Raw genomic sequence first — 15432 nt, 5'->3', positions numbered from 1 at the left:
GTTTTTCCCATGATAGAAATCCAGCTGTGGTGGCTGATTATCCTGCCCGTCTTTTTCGGGCTGGGCTGGCTTGCCGCCCGCATCGACATCAAACACGTCCTCTCCGAGAGTCGCTCACTGCCGGCCCAGTATTTCCAGGGGCTGAATCACCTGCTCAACGGTGAAACCAACCGTGCGGTCGACGTGTATGTCGACATTGCGAAGTTGCATGCGGAGACCAGCGAGCTGCAGTTTACGCTCGGACATCTGTTCCGCCGGCGGGGTGAGCTCGAGCGAGCAATCCGCATGCATCAGCGCCTGCTGGATCGCAAGGATCTTTCCGATAATCAGCGCCAGCAGGCACAACTGGAGCTGGCCATCGATTTCATGAAATCGGGCCTGTTCGACCGTGCCGAATACCTGCTGCATAACCTTGCCGACACCGATTACTCACGGCAAGCCCGGGTTGAGCTGCTCGGCATCTATCAGCAGGAGCACGAATGGAAGAAAGCCATCGAGCTGGCACAGCACCTGCGGGATGACAGCCACAGCTATCAGCACGAAATTGCCCATTTCCACTGTGAGCTGGCGGCCCATGCCATGCTGCATTCGCGTGAAGATGAAGCCGAGAATGAATTGAGGGCCGCACTCCAGGCCAATCGGCAATGTGCGCGTGCACGGGTCATGCTGGGCGAACTGGCCGCCAGATGCGAGAAGCATGAACTGGCCATCGGCGAGTGGCTGGGGATGGAAAAGCAGGACATCCTCTACCTGGCTCTGGTCGCACGTCAGCTGCTGGCCGCCTACGATCAGCTCGGACGAGCTGAAGAAGGCGAGCGTTACCTGATGGGTCTGCTCAGACAGAATCCCGATCTGGATGTGCTGGATGTGCTCTACGAGCGCATTCTGGCGCGAAATGGCCCGGATGCGGTAAGCGCATTTGTACGCGAGCGGCTGCGCGAGCACCCGACGATGTCCGGCCTGCGCAAGGTGCTGGAAGCGTATCTGCTGCAGGCACCGGCAGATCAGCAACCCGATCTTGAAATCATCGTGCGCCTCATCCACGAAGAAACGCGCGAAAACACGGTTTATTACTGTAAGGCCTGCGGCTTCCGCACGCGCCAATATTTCTGGCATTGCCCGGCCTGCAACGAATGGGAATCCTATCCCCCGGTTCGTGGCCAGCGCCGGTTAGGCCATTAAGAGGAAAGCATGTCCGATCCAAGAATCATTGTGGCGCTGGATTTTCCGGCCGCCGAGCCCGCCCTTGCCTTTGCTGCCCGTGTTTCGCCCGCGCAATGCCGGTTGAAAGTGGGCAAGGAACTCTTTACCTCGGCGGGGCCGCGGTTGGTCGAGGAACTGGCTGGAATGGGCTTCGACGTCTTTCTTGATCTGAAATTTCACGATATTCCGAATACGACGGCTCACGCCTGCGTTGCTGCAGCGAAACTCGGGGTCTGGATGGTCAATGTCCATGCTTCTGGCGGTCGCAAGATGATGGAAGCAAGCCGCGATGCCCTTGATGCGCTGCCGAAGCGGCCTCTCCTGATTGCCGTGACGGTTCTGACCAGCATGGGTGATGCTGACTTGGCCGAACTGGGGCTGCCGCCTGCAGCCCAGCAAGTTGAGCGCCTCGCGAGGCTGGCAAGTTCCAGCGGGGCGGATGGCGTGGTGTGTTCCGCCCAGGAGGCCAGCCTCATCAAAAATGCCTGCGGCCAGTCGTTCAAGCTGGTTACTCCCGGCATCCGCCCGGCCAACAGCAGCGCGGATGACCAGAACCGGATCATGACACCGCAGGCTGCCATTGCGGCTGGTTCCGATTATCTGGTCATCGGCCGGCCAATCACGCAAAGCGTCGATCCGATGCAGACGCTGGCTGAGATCAATGCCAGCCTGGCAGCCTGATTGCCGGACTATTCGATATTGAGGTTATAAATGGACTGGTTGAAACGACTGGCTGCGGCCCGTGTACTGGTAGTGGGTGACGTGATGCTGGACCGTTACTGGTTTGGCGATGTAGAACGAATTTCGCCGGAGGCACCGGTTCCGGTGGCTCGTATCCAGAAGACTGACGAGCGCGCTGGTGGCGCCGCAAACGTTGCACGCAATATTGCCGCACTGGGTGGGCAGGCTCATTTGCTCGCTGTGGTAGGTGATGATGAGGCCGGCAGCGCACTGGAACGCCTGCTGACCGCTCATGGCGTAAAGGCTTCGCTGCATCGCGATCCCGACATAGCCACCACCGTGAAATTGCGTGTTCTGGCGCGCCAGCAGCAATTGCTGCGCATCGATTTCGAAAACGAGCCGAGTCACGAAGTCTTGGCAGCGAAACTGGATGAATTCGAAGCAATGCTGCCGCAAGTCGATGTTGTCATTCTATCCGACTACGGCAAGGGTGGTTTGCGGCATGTCCAGCGCATGATCGAGATCGCTAAGGCGCATGGCAAGCCGACGCTGGTTGATCCCAAGGGCGATGACTATGATCGCTACCGTGGCGCGACGCTGCTTACTCCGAACCGCAGCGAATTCAGGCAGGTGGCCGGGCGCTGGGCATCGGAAGATGAATTGTGTGCCAAGGCCTGCCAGTTGCGCGAAAAACTGGATCTCGACGCGCTACTGGTGACGCGCAGCGAAGAAGGAATGACGCTGTTTGCCGCTTCTGAAATTGTCCACCAGCCGACGCAGGCACAGGAAGTGTTTGATGTTTCCGGTGCCGGTGATACGGTGATCGGCACGCTTGGTCTCATGCTGGCAGCTGGGCTTACGCTGCCGCAGGCGATGGAATGGTCCAATCGTGCCGCCGGCATTGTGGTCGGCAAGCTTGGTACGGCCGTGGTTCATCCCGAAGAGCTGTTCGGCGATAGTGAGTGAAGGGGGGGCGGGTTAAGTAGCTCGAACTGTGCCGCATTGTCCAGGCACCATCCTGAATAGTGCGGTGCAGCCTGCTTTTGGGAGCAACTTTAGTCAGTACCCGGGTATGTATAGGCCTCGACCCTATTCTTGCCATGCTTCTTGGCCAGATACATGGCATGGTCAGCGCGTTCCAGCGCAGCCTGAGCGCTTTCACCGGGAATCACCTCGGTTACTCCGGCACTGAAGGTGATCAGCAATTTCTCGTTATTGTGCAGGAAGAAACGGCGCGTCAGCTCGCGCTGTACCCGCTGCATCGCCACGATGGCATTGTCCGTGTCGGTTTCCGGCATGATCAGCACAAATTCCTCGCCGCCATAACGGGCGACCGAATCCATCGGCCGGATGATGGATTTGATGACGCCAACCAGATGGCGCAGAGCATCATCACCGGCACCGTGGCCACGGGAATCATTGAGCTTTTTGAAATTGTCGATATCCAGCAGCGCCAGTGACAGCGTGCTGCCATTGCGCTGCGCCCGGGCCATCTCGGTTTCCATCGCTTCTTCCATGCCGCGCCGGTTGAGTGCTCCGGTAAGCTGGTCTTCACGAATGCGCTGGCTCATCTCGGTCAGCTCTTTTTCCAGCTCCAGCACGCGCTCATGCGCTTCATCAGCGCGACTGCGTGCTTCATTCAGCTCATCCCTGGAGCGCTGCACGTCCAGCTGCATGCTGCGCGTATCCTGCAGCAGGCCTTCCATCACATCGCGAATGCTGCCCAGATCCCTGGCCTTTTCGATCTGCTCGGCATAACCACTGATCTTGTCGTGATAGCGGTCGGTACTGACCGACATATTACCCAGACGGTCGATGAACGAAGTCAGCATCTGCTTAAGCGCTTCCTGTGCCTCGACCAGTGAGTGCTTGAGCTGGCTTTGCTTGAACAGCACCTCTTTCAGGCCGGATTCGGCATCGTAGAGCACGCGCATGTCGAGTGGCTGCGCCATGATGTGCTGGACGACGGCAATCTGCCCGCGCACCCATTCGTCGTCAATGACGATTTCCGCCATATTATCCGTGAGCAGACGCAGCAGATTCATCAGTGCATCGCAAAGCCGCAGTTCCTGGTCATTCTGCAGCTCAAGCCGCAGCCAGAATTTGCGCAGGCGTGGCAGCAGTTTCTCTAAGCCGGCCTCATCCTGGACCACGGCCGCTTCTTCGGCGAGCGAGGCCGCATCTTGCTGGAGATCCGGACTGTGCGCCAGCCGCGCCCTGACGCCGATCTGCAGTGTGGTGGACAGGGCATTGGCCCAGGATGCGTGGGAGATGCTACCTGCAGATGTGGCGGGGAAAACCATGCCGACAGTCGGTACTTGGCTGGTAGCTTCGGCAGAATCAGTCGAAGTCAGGTCGCCTTCCAGAACGCCACCGCCTTCTGCTCCGCCCTCGCTCCAGGCCCGAACCAGCGAGGCCAGTTTTTCATTGAGCTCAGCCGAGTTGCCGCCAAAATTGATCAGCACTTTTTCCAGGCTTTCCTGCTTGCGGCTGGGCGTGTAGAAGGGATTTCGCAGATCCCATTGCCGGATCAGATCCCGGATCAGATCTGCCCAGGAGCGACTCAGCTCACCCTGATTACCAAGACCCTGGACACATCGGAACAGCAAATCCGGGAAGTCGCCCCATTTCTCTGTCTGTGCCGTGCGCCTTAGCTGGGTCAGCTGGCGCTGGAATTCGGCGGACTGCCTGGGTTGCGCATCCAGCGCAGCGATCAGCTCACGCAGGGCAGGGTGCAGGCGCTCGCTTTCCGGGGTGCCGGCAATTTCATGGAATATCGCCTCATAGTGATCCGGAGTCGGTGCCACGCGCCGAACTGCGAGCTGCTTCAGCGTTTCACGAGCGATGACGGTTGGATTGCTGGGCGGGGATGGAGGGTTCATGGCCATTCATGGAATAGGGCTGACAACTGCAAGTATATGCGCCTGCCACAAAAGGGAAAGGCCGCCAGAGGCAGCCTTTTCTGCTTGAGTCCTGCCGGTCAGGCAAGGCCCTTGGGCAGGCTGAATACGACGTTTTCCTCGATGCCGGACATGGGGGTGACATCCAGTGCTCCAAAACCGCGAATGCGGTCGATCACTTGCTGCACCAGTATTTCCGGGGCCGATGCACCTGCAGTGATGCCGACCCTGGCATCGCTGGCAAACCACTCGGCCTTCAGTTCGCCGGCATTGTCGACCATGTAGGATGAGATGCCGAGGCTGGCACCGACTTCACGCAAGCGGTTGGAATTCGAGCTGTTGGGCGAGCCAACCACGATCAGCACATCGACATCGCGAGCGAGCTGCTTCACCGCATCCTGCCGGTTTTGGGTGGCGTAGCAGATATCGTCCTTTTTCGGACCAACGATATCCGGGAAACGTTCGCGCAGGGCATTGATCACGACCTGGGCATCATCGACCGACAGGGTTGTCTGCGTCACATAGGCCAGCTTGTGCGGGTCAGCTACTTCCAGTGTTGCCACATCGGCAGGCTCTTCAACCAGGTACATAGGACCGTCGCCCTGACCCATGGTGCCCTCGACTTCCGGGTGGCCCTTGTGGCCGATCATGATGATGGCAAAACCCTGCTGCTGCAGGCGACGAACTTCGAGATGCACTTTCGTTACCAGCGGGCAGGTGGCATCGAATACATTCAATCCTCGAGCTTCAGCCTCGCTGCGTACTGCCTGCGAAACACCGTGCGCCGAAAAGATCACCGTATTGCCGGCAGGAACGTCGGCCAGATCCTCGATAAAGATCGCGCCCTTGGCTTTCAGGTCTTCGATCACGAATTTGTTGTGCACGACTTCGTGGCGCACATAGATCGGCGCGCCATATTTCTCCAGCGCTTTTTCAACGATGGCAATGGCGCGGTCAACGCCGGCACAGAAGCCGCGCGGCTGGGCCAGGATGATGTTCATGCGGCTTTTTCCTTCTCGCGTTTGAAGCTATCCAGAATGATCAGGCCAGCTCCACCGACAATGGCGGAGTCAGCCAGGTTGAAGGCCGGATAATGGCTGTTCCGGATGTAGAAATCCAGAAAATCGATGACATGCCCGAAAACAATCCGATCAATCGCATTGCCGATGGCCCCGCCCAGAATCAGGGCCAGGGCCAGGGCGAAGCGGGTTTCGTGCTGGTGGCGCTTGAGCAGATGCACGATATAGCCGGAGACCGCCAAGGCAAGCACGGTGAAGAAATGCCGCTGCCAGCCACCGGCGTCGGCCAGGAAGGAAAAGGCTGCGCCGGGGTTGTAGGCCAGGGTCAGATTGAAAAAGCCAGGTATCACCGTCAGGCTCTCGCCCTTGTTGAAGTACAGCTCGATACCGTGCTTGGTAATCTGGTCGAGCGCCAGCACGCCCAGTGCCAGCAGCAGCCACTGTTTCAGGCCGAAACCGGCCAGTCGCTTAAGCATGCTGGCGTACCTCGCCGGCGCCGTGCAGATTGTCGTCGCAGCGCGCGCACAGCGTCGGGTGTCCATCTACGGTGCCCACCGTGGGGTGGTAGTGCCAGCAGCGTTCGCACTTCTCGGCTTCCGCGACCTTCACGCTGATCGCGGTCTCACTGCCTTGCTGCAACTCGGCCTTCGAGACGATGAGCAGGAATTTCAGCTCGTCACCAAGGGCTGCCAGTGCCGCATGTGTGTCACCGTTGGTCGTGATGATGACCTCGGCCTGCAGGCTGGAGCCCAGCTTGCCGTCGGCACGCAGTACTTCGATGTCTTTCTGGGCCTGCGCGCGGATTTCACGCGCCAGCGCAAATTGCGCATTCAGCGCAGCCGCATCGGCAACGGTCGGGACGACGTGCCAGCGGTCAAGGAAGACGCTGTCGCTCGTGCCATTGAGCACTTCCCAGACTTCATGCGCGGTAAACGAGGTGATCGGTGCCAGCAGACGCACCAGCGCCTGCGTGATGTGCCACAGCACGGTCTGCGCCGAGCGGCGGCCGGCGCTGTCTGCGCCCATCGTGTAGAGGCGGTCCTTGATGATGTCCAGATAGAAGGAGCCCAGTTCTTCCGAGGCGTAGGCCGTAATGTCCTGCACGGCCACATGGAACTCGTACTTGTCATAGCAGGCCAGTACGCGCTGCTGGAATTCGCCCAGTTGCACCAGCGCATAGCGATCCAGTGTCGTCAGCTGTTCGACGGGCAGGGCATTTTCAGCCTTGAAGTCAGACAGGTTGGCCAGCAGGAAGCGCAGCGTATTGCGGATGCGGCGATAGGAATCAGTGGTGCGCTTGAGGATTTCGTCGGAAATCGACAGCTCGCCCGAGTAATCCGTGCTGGCGGTCCACAGGCGCAGCATGTCGGCGCCCATCTGGTTGATGACGGTCTGCGGCGCGATCACATTGCCCTTGGACTTGGACATCTTCATGCCCTTGCCGTCCACCACAAAGCCGTGGGTGAGCAGCTGGTCGTACGGTGCACGCCCTTCGGTCGCGCAGGCTGTCAGCAACGAGGACTGGAACCAGCCGCGGTGCTGGTCGGAGCCTTCCAGATACAGGTCGGCCGGCCACTTCAGTCCTTCGCGCGCGCGCAGCACGGCAAAGTGGGTTGAGCCGGAATCGAACCACACGTCCAGTGTGTCTTTCAGTTTTTCATAGGTCTCGGCCTCTGCGCCCAGCAGCTCGCTGGCATCCAGACTGAACCAGGCTTCGATGCCTGCTTTTTCGATGCGTTGGGCGACCTGTTCCAGCAGTTCGGCAGAGCGCGGGTGCAACTCGCCGGTTTCCTTGTGCACGAAGAAGGTCATCGGCACGCCCCAGTTGCGCTGGCGCGAAATACACCAGTCCGGGCGGTTCTTGATCATCGCTTCCAGGCGTGCGCGGCCCCAGCTCGGGAAGAAGGCGGTGTCGTCGACGGCCTTGTTGGCCTTGTCGCGCAGTACGCTGCCGTCATGCGCGGCATGCTCCATGGCGATGAACCACTGGCTGGTCGCGCGGAAGATGATCGGCGTCTTGTGGCGCCAGCAGTGCGGGTAGCTGTGCAGCAGTTTTTCGTTTGCCAGCAGGTTACCGTTGGCTTCCAGCACTTCCAGCACCAGCGGGTTGGCCTTCCAGACGGTGAGGCCGGCCAGTTCAACGGATGCTTGATTACCTTGGGCATTCATCGCCGGCGTGTTGCTGATGTAGCGGCCATCGTTGCCAACCGGATTGTCGACCGGCAGCTTGTAGTGCAGACCAACCTGGTAATCCTCGACACCGTGCGCGGGGGCCGTGTGCACGAGGCCGGTACCCGCGTCGGTGGTAACGTGCTCGCCGACAATCACCGGCACCTGGCGGGCAAAGAAGGGGTGCTGCAGCTGCAGGCCTTCCAGCGCCGCGCCCTTGGCTTGCGCAATCACTTCATTGGCATCCAGGCCATAGCGCTTGATGGCCGCTTCGGCCAGATCGCGCGCCAGAATCAGCAGGCCCTTTTCAGTCGCGATCAGGTCGTAATCCAGATCAGCAGAAACACACACGGCCTGATTGGCGGGCAGCGTCCACGGCGTGGTGGTCCAGATCACGGCAAAGGCCTGCTGGTCGCCCACATTCACGCCGCCGAAGGCTTTGGACAGGGCCGTGCTATCCACAACACGGAAGCCCACATCGATGGCCGGCGAGGTTTTGTCTTCGTATTCGACTTCCGCTTCGGCCAGCGCCGAGCCGCAATCCACGCACCAGTGCACTGGCTTCTGCCCGCGCGTCATGTAGCCGTTGGCGTTGATTTTGCCCAGTGTGCGGACAATTTCGGCCTCGGTCTTGAAATCCATGGTGCGGTAGGGATTTTCCCAGTCACCCCACACGCCCAGGCGGATGAAATCGACTTTCTGGCGCTCGATTTGCTTGGCGGCATATTCGCGGCACAGTTCGCGGGTGAAGGACGCCGGCAGCTTGGTTTCCTTCTCATCCAGGCCGTTGACCTTGCGGTATTCGACAATGCGCGCGTGGATGTCGGGGTTGTTCTTTACCGCATCCTTGTCGCTTTTGACGATCTTCTCGATCTGGTGTTCGATCGGCAGGCCGTGGCAATCCCAGCCCGGCACATAGGGCGCATCAAAACCAGCCAGCGACTTCGACTTGATGATGATGTCCTTCAGGATCTTGTTGACCGCGTGACCGATATGGATATCGCCGTTGGCATAGGGCGGGCCGTCATGCAGCAGGAATTGCGGGCGGTTTTCCGTGCGGGCCTTTTCGCGCAGCTTTTTGTAGAGCTGCTGGTCCTGCCATGCTTTCAGGAAACCGGGCTCGCGCTTGGCCAGATCGCCACGCATCGGAAACGGCGTGTCGAGCAGGTTGACGGGGTACTTGTTGCTGGTCTTGTCGGTCATGGCTGTTCCGGTATGCAGGGTATTGGTCTGTATGCTTTGAATATGTTGGGTTGCGTGTCTATACGATCAAGGGTTCTTTCGCTGCGAACCATGCTCTGGCCGCTTCGCAATCCCTCGCGATCTGGGCTTTGAGCGCATCCAGATCGGGGTACTTCTCTTCGTCACGCAATTTGACGAGGAAATCGACGCGCAAATGGCGGCGGTATATCTCCTCGTTGAAATCGAACAGGTGAACTTCAAGTTTGGGCAGCAGGTCGCCGCCACGGATGGTCGGACGAAAGCCCAGGCTGGCGACACCCTGCCGTACGCCGCCCAGCCCATGTACTTCCACCACGAAAATGCCCAGCAAGGGCGGGCGGTTGTGCTTGAGCTGGATGTTGGCGGTCGGGAAGCCGAGCTCGCGGCCGATACGATCGCCGCCAACCACGCGCCCAGAAATCGAATAGGGGCGGCCAAGCAGTCGGGCGGCGTGATCCAGCTCGCCGGCAGCCAGCGCCGCGCGCACGGCCGTCGAGGAAATGCGCTCATCACGATGCTGGATTTCCGGCAGACCATGCACTGCAAGTGCTGGAGAGGCCTGCAGAAGTGAGATATCTCCACGGCGCTGGCGGCCAAAGCGAAAATCGTCGCCGACCAGCACATACCGGGCATTCAGATGACTGACAAGCACATCATCGCGGAAGGCTTCGGCTTCGACTGCGGCAAAGCGGCGATCGAAGCGCTGTACGACCAGATAATCAACACCCGCAGCAGCCAATAGCTCTATTTTCTCGCGCAGGCTGGTCAGGCGGGCAGGAGCCTGCTCGGGCGCGAACAGTTCGCGCGGGTGCGGTTCGAAGGTAAGCACTGCGGCAGGCAGGCCCCGCGACTGTGCCTCACCGCGCAACTGGCGCAGCAGGGCCTGATGGCCGAGGTGCAGCCCGTCAAAATTGCCGATTGCCAGAACACAGGGAGGGAGGTTGGCGCCGGTAGCGCCGCGGACCACGCGCATCAATGACATGCTGCCGATTTATTCAAACCGCCGATTGTAGCGCCAGCGCGCCGATTTGTCTTGAAACGGCCTCAGGCGAGGCGCCGGACAGGAACTCAGCGACCGACTTCGACTTCGCCGCTGGCACGCGCTATGCCGGTCACGATCGTGCCATTGCTGACACGGACGCGCACCGGGCTGCCTTCCGTCGCCGCTGCTTGCGCAATGCCGTCATTCACGATCTCGACACCGTCCTGACGGTAAACCACACGCACCTTCTGGTTCTGCTGGATTACCATGGCCGCGCGCAGCATTTCACGACGCACCGGCTGGCCGGCCGCAACAGCCGAATTCAGCGTGCGGCCAATGGCCATTGCCGGGTCGAGAATCACCGAGCCGGGCAGGTTGGCCAGATCGCCCTGCTGCGGGAGCAGATCCTGATCCTGGATGGTCTGATTGGCCGCTAGCGGGCGAGCTGCCGTGTAATAGGTCATCACAAGGCTGACCTGTACCGGCACGTTCAGGCTCCAGGTCGCGCCCGCTGTGCAGCGTACCCGCAGCAGCACATTGCCGATGAGTTTCTGGCCGGAGGGCAGGCTGACTTCCATCTGCTGGCAGGGATCGAGCCGCAGGCGCGAATCCACCTTGCCGACACTGTAGGAGCTTTGCCCCTGGGCGTTGGCAAGCGAGGCATCCAGCCACTGCGCCACCGTGCGCAGCACCTGTGACATCTCCTGGGTCGCAGGCGACGCGGCACGGCACAGTGGCGAAATCAGCAGAATCAGAAGCAGCGGGGCGAGGAATCGTTTCATGCCGGCGATTATAGGCTTTGGTGACTGCTTCGCCTACAATCGCGCCCTTGAATGCCTTCAACCGCAAGGACCGCCATGTCGATCGAAATGCTGTTTGCCCTGTCCACCATCGTGGTGCTGATTGCCGGTGCGCTCTCGGTATTCAGCCTGCAGCAATTGCGCCAGACGCAAAGAAACGTGCTGGACCAGCTGCTGGCAGAAATGGATGCGCGTCATCGCGAACTGCAGGGCGAACTGGCGCAGGGGCTGGCACGCCAGACCGAAGCAAACCACGCCGCGCTCACCCAGCATGGCGCGGTACTGAACAACGCCGTCAACAGCTCGGCAGAACGCCTGCGCGACGGTCTCAACCAGTCCTTCGAGCGCCTGCGCAGCGGAGTCGGCACCGAGCTTAACCAGTCACGCGAAAACCAGCAGCGCATGGCGCAGCTGCAGGCTGAAACCATGCAATCGCTGCAGCTGGCATTGACATCCACACTGGCGGACAGCCGCGAGCAGCAGATGCAGAAACTCGCCGACATGGCAGCTGAGACCCAGTCACGCCAGGAAAACCTGCGCCTGGCACTCAACACCAGCCTGGGCGAAACGCGCGAACTGGTGTTGAAACAGCTTGCCGACATCGCCGCCAGCCTGCAGGCCAAACAGGATGCGCTGCGCGAGGATGTGCTGCTCAAGCTCTCGACCATGCTCTCCGAGCAGGCCAAGCGCGAGATGGACATGCTGCAAAGCATGCTGACCACCTCCACGCAGCAGCTCACGGCCAGCGTGGGTGAACTCACCAAGACCGCCGACGGGCGCCTGGCAGAAATTTCCGGCAAGGTGAATGAGCGGCTTGACGACGGCTTCAAGAAAACCAACGAAACCTTCGCCAATGTGATGGCGCGGCTGGCCACCATTGATGAAGCACAGAAGAAAATCGACGGGCTGACCACCAATGTGGTCAGCCTGCAGGAGCTGCTGGGTGACAAGCGCAGCCGCGGCGCCTTTGGCGAGGTGCAGCTGGAGCACCTGATCAGCAATGTACTGCCCCAGCAGGTGTACGAACTGCAGGCCTCGCTACCCAACGGCACGCGCGCCGACTGCCTGCTGCGCCTGCCGGAGCCGACCGGCACGGTTGCCGTGGATGCGAAATTCCCGCTGGAAAACTACCACCGCATGTTCGCCGCCGGCGAAGACCGCAGCGTCGCGCAGCGTGCCTTCAAGGCGGATGTGAAGAAACACATCGATGACATCAGCAGCAAATACATCATTCCCAATGTCACGGCAGACGGTGCGGTGATGTTCGTTCCGGCCGAAGCGGTGTTCGCCGAAATCCACGCCTACCATCCGGAGCTGGTGCAGTACGCGATGGGCAAGCGCGTGTGGATCGTGTCGCCGACGACGCTGATGGCCGTGCTCAACACCGCGCGCGCGGTGATCAAGGACGTGGAAACGCGCAAGCAGGTGCACATCATCCAGGAAGCGCTGGGCAAGCTGTCCGCCGAATTCGGCCGCTTCGACAAGCGGATGAAGAAACTCGCCGATCACATCCGCATGGCGCATGACGATGCGCAGGAAGTCAGCATCACCAGCGAAAAGATTTCAAAACGCTTTATCGAAATCGAGCAGGTGAAGCTGGATGACCTGACTACTCCTGCTCCGCAGGCGCTGGCTGAGTAAGGTTGGTGGGTATTGCTCTGCAGCCCTTTAAGATAAATGGCTGAGATGCAATACCTGGCAATCTATCTTCGGCGCAGTCGGCTGACTGATTGCATCAGCAACACGCCGGCCAGCGCACCTGCGCCATTGGCGAGCATGTCGGCCAGCTCGAATGCGCGGTAGCCACTCAGCCCCTGCAGGAATTCGATCACCACGCCCACCAGCGTGCAGCAGAGCCAGACGGGCAGGGGGCGGGCAGCATTCCACATCGCCAGCAGGGCAAGCACGCCGTAACCGGCAAAATGCTGCAGCTTGTCGCCACCGGGGACGACCGGGCCGGTCAGCGGCCACAGCGAACCAAGACATATCATCACAGGACAACAAACCAGCAGGCCACGCCGTAGTAGGGGCGGCAGAGAGACGGATTCAGCGCTCATGATTTCCCTTGAGCAGGACCAGCACCGCGCCGCTGCCACCATCAAAGGGGCGTGCCTGGCAGAAGGCCAGCACTTCGTCGCGTTGCGCCAGCCAGTTTTTCAGTTTGAGCTTGAGCACCGGCTCCTTGTTTTTCGAGCCCAGACCCTTGCCGTGCACGATGCGCACGCAGCGGCGGTTTTCCACGCGGCAGCGGTGCAGGAATTCACCGACGACCGGGCGCGCATATTCGCTGGTCAGTCCGTGCAGATCGAGTTCGCCCTGGACGACCCATTCGCCGCGCCGCAGCTTTTTCAGTGAGTCGGGGCGCACGCCGGGGCGCAAATAGAGCAGTTCCTCACCGGTTTCGAGTTCATCCCACGGCCAGAAATCGGTCATTGCGTCGCGCATCACTCGCGCTTCATCTCGCCAGCGCTGGACAGGATGGGGTGACGGGTATTTGGCCGGGTGCTCGAAGTAATCGTTTTTATGGGGCAATACCCCCTGCATTGCCTCAAGGAATAGCTCACGATCGCTCTTGGGAGGCGGTGGCAGTTCGCGATAGGCGACAAGCCTGGCCTCCAGCGTTTCGCGCTGATGGCTGCGCATCGCCCGGGCCAGTGGCTTGAGGGCATCGGTAAACGGAGAGGTTTTGCTGGGCTTGGCCATGGTGCGGCGAGTCTAAAGTGCGCTCGTCACACAGGCAAGGCTTGTACGCGGCAAGGGCGACTGTGCGACAATCGCTGCTTGTTTTCCAATATTCCGGACCTGATTGCATGCAGCGTGGCCGTTTTATTTCTGTCGAGGGTGTCGATGGTGCCGGCAAGAGCACCCATCTGGCCTGGCTGGCTGAGCACCTGACCGCCGCCGGTGTGCCGCTGCTGCAGACGCGCGAGCCCGGCGGCACGCCGCTGGGTGAAGCGTTGCGCGGATTGTTGCTGAGCGAGGCAATGGCGCTCGATACCGAAACACTGCTGATGTTTGCCGCGCGCAGCGAGCACCTGCAGCAGGTGATCTGCCCAGCGCTGGCGCGCGGACAGTGGGTGCTGTGCGACCGCTTCAGTGATGCCACTTTTGCCTATCAGGGTGGCGGACGCGGCCTGTCTGACGCGCGCTTTGCCGCACTGGAAAACTGGGTGCAGGGTGAGGGCGCTGCGCGTATCGAGCCGGATCTCACGCTGCTGTTCGATGTACCACTTGAAGTCAGCCAGGCGCGGATGGCCAATGGGCGCGTGCTGGATCGCTTCGAACGGGAAGCGCTTGATTTTCATGCCCGCGTGCGGGAGGCCTATCTGGCCCGTGCCGCTGCGGCGCCACAGCGCATTCGCGTGATCAACGCCAATCGCCCGCTGGACGTCATCCAGTCCGAACTGGCCGAATTGTTTGCCGGGCTGGGGTGGGCATGAACGCGCTCTATCCCTGGCAAAAGAAGGACTGGCAGGCGCTGCTGCGGGAGCGTGAACGCCTGCCGCATGCGCTGCTGCTGACCGGCCCTGCCGGCATCGGCAAGCTGCGTTTTGCCGAGCGTCTGGCCAATCTTCTGCTGTGCGAAACCCCGGGCTCCGCTGAACCATGTGGCGAGTGCGAAGGCTGCCGCTGGTTTGCCGCCGGCAATCACCCCGATTATCGCCTGCTGACTCCGGCCGAGGCCGAAGAGGATGAAGACGGCAAGACCAAGCGCAAGCAACCGGTGATCCCGGTCGATGCCGTGCGCGAACTGGAAGACTTCGTGAACCTCACCTCGCACCGCCGTGGCGTGCGGGTGACGGTCGTGGCTCCTGCCGAAACCATGAATGTAGCAGCTGCCAACGCTTTTCTGAAGACGCTGGAAGAACCGCCGGCCGGTGCCGTCTTCATTCTGGTGGCGCATCACTGGCGGCGTCTGCTGCCGACCATACGCAGCCGCTGCCGGCAATTCCCGCTCAGCCTGCCTGACCACCACGCTGCAGAAAGCTGGCTGGCGGCAGAAGGCGTGGTCAATCCGCAGTTGCATCTGGCGCACATGGGCGGCGCGCCACTGGCGGCACTGGAAGATGCCAGCGCGCCGTGGCTTGCCCAGCGCAACGAACTGCTGCAGCATCTGGCCAACCCGGCAGCACTCGATGTGATCGGCATAGCCCAGACCCTGGAGAAAACCCGGCTGGATGTGGCGCTGGTCGTGGATTGGTTACAGAAATGGGGACATGACATTGTCAGCTTGGGTTTAAGCGGCAATATTCGCTATTATCCGGACTGGCGGGATGATCTGCAGCGCCTGAGTGTGCGTGCAGTGCCCTTGCTGGAGTGGCAGAAAACCCTGCTGTCTGCCCGCAAGGCGGCGCATCACCCGCTGAACCCCAGGCTGGTTTATGAATCCCTGCTGTTTGCCTATCTGGACGCACTGCGCACGCGCGCAGTAAAACCGCAGTGACAATAACCACGGC

14 protein-coding genes are annotated in these 15432 nt (G+C 60.7%); 6 read left to right on the top strand and 8 right to left on the bottom strand.

Annotated elements, in window-relative coordinates; all coding sequences use genetic code 11:
* Window positions 1-9 precede the first annotated feature (9 nt).
* From lapB to rfaE1, 3 genes are read left to right on the top strand one after another with little or no spacing between them, the layout of a single operon-like run.
* Entirely contained in the window at window positions 10-1182 is a 1173-nt protein-coding gene (gene lapB, locus H559_RS0101685) for a lipopolysaccharide assembly protein LapB (RefSeq protein ID WP_051278805.1), read from the top strand.
* A 9-nt stretch (window positions 1183-1191) separates the two neighbouring features.
* On the top strand, window positions 1192-1884 hold the full coding sequence (gene pyrF / locus H559_RS0101680; protein WP_028451259.1) for an orotidine-5'-phosphate decarboxylase: 693 nt from the start codon (window positions 1192-1194) through the stop codon (window positions 1882-1884).
* A gap of 30 nt (window positions 1885-1914) precedes the next feature.
* Window positions 1915-2850 carry a D-glycero-beta-D-manno-heptose-7-phosphate kinase gene (rfaE1, locus tag H559_RS18355; protein WP_051278804.1) on the top strand — a complete coding sequence of 312 codons (936 nt, stop codon included), beginning with the start codon at window positions 1915-1917 and terminating at the stop codon, window positions 2848-2850.
* An 89-nt stretch (window positions 2851-2939) separates the two neighbouring features.
* Here rfaE1 and H559_RS0101670 read toward each other — a convergent pair whose 3' ends face one another.
* The 6 genes from H559_RS0101670 to flgA all read right to left on the bottom strand — a co-directional run bounded on the left by H559_RS0101670 (window position 2940) and on the right by flgA (window position 10957).
* The gene (locus H559_RS0101670; protein ID WP_034639437.1) at window positions 2940-4766 is read right to left on the bottom strand and encodes a sensor domain-containing diguanylate cyclase; all 1827 of its coding nucleotides are present in this window, start codon (window positions 4764-4766) and stop codon (window positions 2940-2942) included.
* 98 nt (window positions 4767-4864) lie between these two features.
* Entirely contained in the window at window positions 4865-5785 is a 921-nt protein-coding gene (gene ispH, locus H559_RS0101665) for a 4-hydroxy-3-methylbut-2-enyl diphosphate reductase (protein WP_028451257.1), read from the bottom strand.
* Complete coding sequence (gene lspA / locus H559_RS0101660; protein WP_028451256.1) at window positions 5782-6279, bottom strand: signal peptidase II; 498 nt, start codon at window positions 6277-6279, stop codon at window positions 5782-5784. Before lspA ends, ispH begins: the two co-directional genes overlap by 4 nt.
* Window positions 6272-9175, bottom strand: coding sequence for an isoleucine--tRNA ligase (ileS, locus tag H559_RS0101655; protein ID WP_028451255.1), 2904 nt, complete (start codon window positions 9173-9175; stop codon window positions 6272-6274). Before ileS ends, lspA begins: the two co-directional genes overlap by 8 nt.
* A 58-nt stretch (window positions 9176-9233) precedes the next feature.
* Window positions 9234-10166, bottom strand: a complete 933-nt coding sequence (locus H559_RS0101650) for a bifunctional riboflavin kinase/FAD synthetase (protein ID WP_028451254.1) — start codon at window positions 10164-10166, stop codon at window positions 9234-9236.
* Window positions 10167-10261: 95 nt separating this feature from the next.
* Window positions 10262-10957: a flagellar basal body P-ring formation chaperone FlgA gene (gene flgA, locus H559_RS0101645; protein WP_028451253.1), complete on the bottom strand. Its 696-nt coding sequence runs from the start codon at window positions 10955-10957 to the stop codon at window positions 10262-10264.
* 75 nt (window positions 10958-11032) lie between these two features.
* Here flgA and rmuC point away from each other — a divergent pair, with 75 nt between their 5' ends.
* Entirely contained in the window at window positions 11033-12616 is a 1584-nt protein-coding gene (gene rmuC / locus H559_RS18350) for a DNA recombination protein RmuC (protein ID WP_051278803.1), read from the top strand.
* A gap of 62 nt (window positions 12617-12678) precedes the next feature.
* Here rmuC and H559_RS18345 read toward each other — a convergent pair whose 3' ends face one another.
* On the bottom strand, window positions 12679-13032 hold the full coding sequence (locus tag H559_RS18345) for a VanZ family protein (RefSeq protein WP_162143281.1): 354 nt from the start codon (window positions 13030-13032) through the stop codon (window positions 12679-12681).
* Window positions 13022-13678, bottom strand: coding sequence for a Smr/MutS family protein (locus tag H559_RS0101630; RefSeq protein WP_245579315.1), 657 nt, complete (start codon window positions 13676-13678; stop codon window positions 13022-13024). Before H559_RS0101630 ends, H559_RS18345 begins: the two co-directional genes overlap by 11 nt.
* 107 nt (window positions 13679-13785) lie before the next feature.
* On the opposite strand from H559_RS0101630, the gene tmk reads away from it, so the two are divergent.
* Both tmk and holB read left to right on the top strand, forming a co-directional pair.
* Entirely contained in the window at window positions 13786-14415 is a 630-nt protein-coding gene (gene tmk / locus H559_RS0101625; RefSeq protein WP_028451251.1) for a dTMP kinase, read from the top strand.
* A complete protein-coding gene (gene holB, locus H559_RS0101620; protein ID WP_034639280.1) occupies window positions 14412-15419 on the top strand; it encodes a DNA polymerase III subunit delta' in 1008 nt (335 codons plus the stop codon). Before tmk ends, holB begins: the two co-directional genes overlap by 4 nt.
* The last annotated feature ends 13 nt before the right edge of the window (window positions 15420-15432 follow it).

The organism is Chitinilyticum aquatile DSM 21506 (genome assembly GCF_000430805.1).
GTDB lineage: Bacteria > Pseudomonadota > Gammaproteobacteria > Burkholderiales > Chitinibacteraceae > Chitinilyticum > Chitinilyticum aquatile.
This window is presented reverse-complemented; position numbering and strand designations above follow the sequence as displayed.

What these genes read in the sequence shown, in the direction of transcription:
- lapB (WP_051278805.1), top strand. Translation starts at nt 10, where the DNA reads ATGATAGAAATCCAGCTGTGGTGGCTGATTATCCTGCCCGTCTTTTTC.
- pyrF (WP_028451259.1), top strand. Translation starts at nt 1,192, where the DNA reads ATGTCCGATCCAAGAATCATTGTGGCGCTGGATTTTCCGGCCGCCGAG.
- rfaE1 (WP_051278804.1), top strand. Translation starts at nt 1,915, where the DNA reads ATGGACTGGTTGAAACGACTGGCTGCGGCCCGTGTACTGGTAGTGGGT.
- H559_RS0101670 (WP_034639437.1), bottom strand. Translation starts at nt 4,766, where the DNA reads ATGAACCCTCCATCCCCGCCCAGCAATCCAACCGTCATCGCTCGTGAA.
- ispH (WP_028451257.1), bottom strand. Translation starts at nt 5,785, where the DNA reads ATGAACATCATCCTGGCCCAGCCGCGCGGCTTCTGTGCCGGCGTTGAC.
- lspA (WP_028451256.1), bottom strand. Translation starts at nt 6,279, where the DNA reads ATGCTTAAGCGACTGGCCGGTTTCGGCCTGAAACAGTGGCTGCTGCTG.
- ileS (WP_028451255.1), bottom strand. Translation starts at nt 9,175, where the DNA reads ATGACCGACAAGACCAGCAACAAGTACCCCGTCAACCTGCTCGACACG.
- H559_RS0101650 (WP_028451254.1), bottom strand. Translation starts at nt 10,166, where the DNA reads ATGCGCGTGGTCCGCGGCGCTACCGGCGCCAACCTCCCTCCCTGTGTT.
- flgA (WP_028451253.1), bottom strand. Translation starts at nt 10,957, where the DNA reads ATGAAACGATTCCTCGCCCCGCTGCTTCTGATTCTGCTGATTTCGCCA.
- rmuC (WP_051278803.1), top strand. Translation starts at nt 11,033, where the DNA reads ATGTCGATCGAAATGCTGTTTGCCCTGTCCACCATCGTGGTGCTGATT.
- H559_RS18345 (WP_162143281.1), bottom strand. Translation starts at nt 13,032, where the DNA reads ATGAGCGCTGAATCCGTCTCTCTGCCGCCCCTACTACGGCGTGGCCTG.
- H559_RS0101630 (WP_245579315.1), bottom strand. Translation starts at nt 13,678, where the DNA reads ATGGCCAAGCCCAGCAAAACCTCTCCGTTTACCGATGCCCTCAAGCCA.
- tmk (WP_028451251.1), top strand. Translation starts at nt 13,786, where the DNA reads ATGCAGCGTGGCCGTTTTATTTCTGTCGAGGGTGTCGATGGTGCCGGC.
- holB (WP_034639280.1), top strand. Translation starts at nt 14,412, where the DNA reads ATGAACGCGCTCTATCCCTGGCAAAAGAAGGACTGGCAGGCGCTGCTG.